Genomic DNA, 2,385 nt, shown 5'->3' with positions numbered 1-2,385 from the left:
GATAGGCGGTCATGGAGTCGAGCACCTGCTCGCGGCGGTCGATCAGCTGCGGCTCGGCCTGGTTCTTCCAGCCGCCCGGCGCATCGCAGCCGCGGCATTCGCGCTGGTCGTGCTTGAAGATGGTGTGGCCGTAGCGATCCTGGATACGGTCGATCAGGGTCGGCTTCACCCGGCGACCGCCATTGGCGAGCATCGAATAGGCCGTGACCATGCGCATCGCCGTGGTCTCGCCGGCGCCCAGCGCGTAGGAGAGATAGTTCGGCAGCTCGTCATAGACGCCGAAGCGGCGGGCATATTCGCCGATCAGGGGCATGCCGATGTCCTGCGCGAGGCGCACCGTCACGGTGTTGAGCGACTGCCGCAGCGCGTTGCGCAGCGTCACCGGCCCCTGGAACTTGCCCGAGGAGAAGTTTTCCGGCCGCCACACGCCGGCGCCCTGGCCCTGGTCGATTTCGATCGGCGCGTCGAGCACCACGGTCGAGGGCGTATAGCCGTTGTCGAGCGCGGCCGAATAGACGATCGGCTTGAACGACGAACCCGGCTGCCGGTAGGCCTGGGTGGCGCGGTTGAACTGGCTCTGGTCGAACGAGAAGCCGCCGACCATCGCGAGCACGCGGCCGGTCCAGGGGTCCATCACCACCATCGCGCCCGACACTTCGGGGATCTGGCGCAGCCGGTACTGTCCCTCGACAGGGTTGCCGTCCTTGTAGAGCGGATCGGCATAGATCACGTCGCCGGGCTGGAGCACCTGCGACACCGCCGTTGCCGCCCTGCCCTTCGCAGCGCCGGTAGCCGCCTTTGCCCATTTGATGCCGTCGAGCGTGATCAGGCCGGTCTCGCGCTGCTTGCTGATGGCGCCGCCGAGCTCGCGGCTCGGCTGGAAGCCGATGCGCGCCGACTGGTCGCTGGTCTCCAGCACCACCGCCATGCGCCACGGCGAGATGTCGGAAAGCGACTTGATCTCCGCGAGCTTCACGCCCCAGTCGCCCGACGTATCGAGCTTGCTCATGGCGCCGCGATAGCCCTGCTGCTCGTCATAGTTCACGAGGCCCGCGACCATGGTCTTGCGCGCCATGACCTGGATCTTCGGATCGAGTGTGGTGCGGACGGACAGGCCGCCCTCGTACAGCTTCTTCTCGCCGTAGCGCTCGAAGATGTCGCGGCGGACTTCCTCGGCGAAATATTCGCCGGCGAAGGTGTGGGCGCCGTTGGAACGGTTGGTGACGGCCAGCGGCTCCTTGCGCGCCTTGTCGGCGTCGGCCTGCTTGATCCAGCCGTTCTCCAACAGGCGATCGACCACGTAGTTGCGGCGCTCGATGGCGCGGTCGCGGTTACGCACCGGATGCAGCGTCGCGGGCATCTTCGGCAGCGCCGCGAGATAAGACGCTTCCGCCACCGTGAGCTCGTTCACCGACTTGTCGAAATAGACCAGCGAAGCGGCTGCGATGCCGTAGGCACCGAGGCCCAGGTAGATTTCGTTCAGATACAGCTCGAGGATCTTGTCCTTCGAATAGGTCTTCTCGATCCGCATCGCCAGCAAGGCTTCCTTGATCTTGCGCGCGAAGGAGACCTCGTTGGTCAGAAGGAAGTTCTTGGCGACCTGCTGGGTGATGGTGGAGGCGCCCTGCGGACGCCGGTTGGAGCCGTAGTTCTGGATGTAGACCAGACCTGCGCGCGCCATGCCGGTGTAGTCGATGCCGCCATGCTCGTAGAAATTCTTGTCCTCGGCCGCGAGGAAGGCGTTGATCACGAGCTTCGGCACCGCCTGGATCGGCAGATACAGCCGCCGCTCCTTGGCGTATTCGCCGAGCAGCGAACCGTCGACCGCGTGCACACGCGTCATCACCGGCGGCTCGTAATCCTGAAGCTGAGAGTAGTCCGGCAAGTCCTTGGAGAAATGCCAGATCAGGCCCGCCACGGCCCCGACACCGACAAGGAACACCACCGTTCCCGCGGCGAACAGGAAGCCCATGAACCGCACCAGCAAGCGCATTATCTGTTTATCCGTTCAAACTCTGGATCAGCCCCTTGGCACCCAAAACAGGCGCCAACCTCACGTCGCGAATTCACCGGCCTACTCAATTACGTCAGTGCCGGACCTAAAGACGCTCGCCGAACGGGATTCTCGCCGATTCCGGAACCCCCTGCGGCGTTTTTATAAATCGCCCGCTGTGGCCAAACTAGGGCTTTTGCGGCGAGACGGAAAAACCCTTCCTCAATTCTCTCAATTCGACGACCCCCGGTCGTCAATTCGACGAACCGGCGGTCGCAAGCCGTTTGGCCAGGAACCCGTCGATGGCTTGCGCCATCGAGCCCACGGCGCGGGACCGCCACCCCTCGGAGACAAGATGCCCGAGATCGCCTTTATTGGAGACGTAACCGATC

At 64.2% G+C, this 2,385-nt stretch carries 1 protein-coding gene and 1 pseudogene; both read right to left on the bottom strand.

The window, feature by feature from the left end; translation table 11 throughout:
- A partial coding sequence (locus AC1D00_RS36735; protein ID WP_477014040.1) for a penicillin-binding protein 1A occupies positions 1–1,993 on the bottom strand: 1,993 nt, incomplete at its 3' end.
- A gap of 253 nt (positions 1,994–2,246) precedes the next feature.
- Positions 2,247–2,385: pseudogene (locus AC1D00_RS36730) on the bottom strand (N-acetylmuramoyl-L-alanine amidase); the annotation flags it as partial.

The organism is Bradyrhizobium sp. P2_E8 (assembly GCF_056403875.1).
The sequence above is the reverse complement of the archived record's forward strand: the minus strand, read 5'-3'. Positions and strand labels throughout refer to the sequence as shown.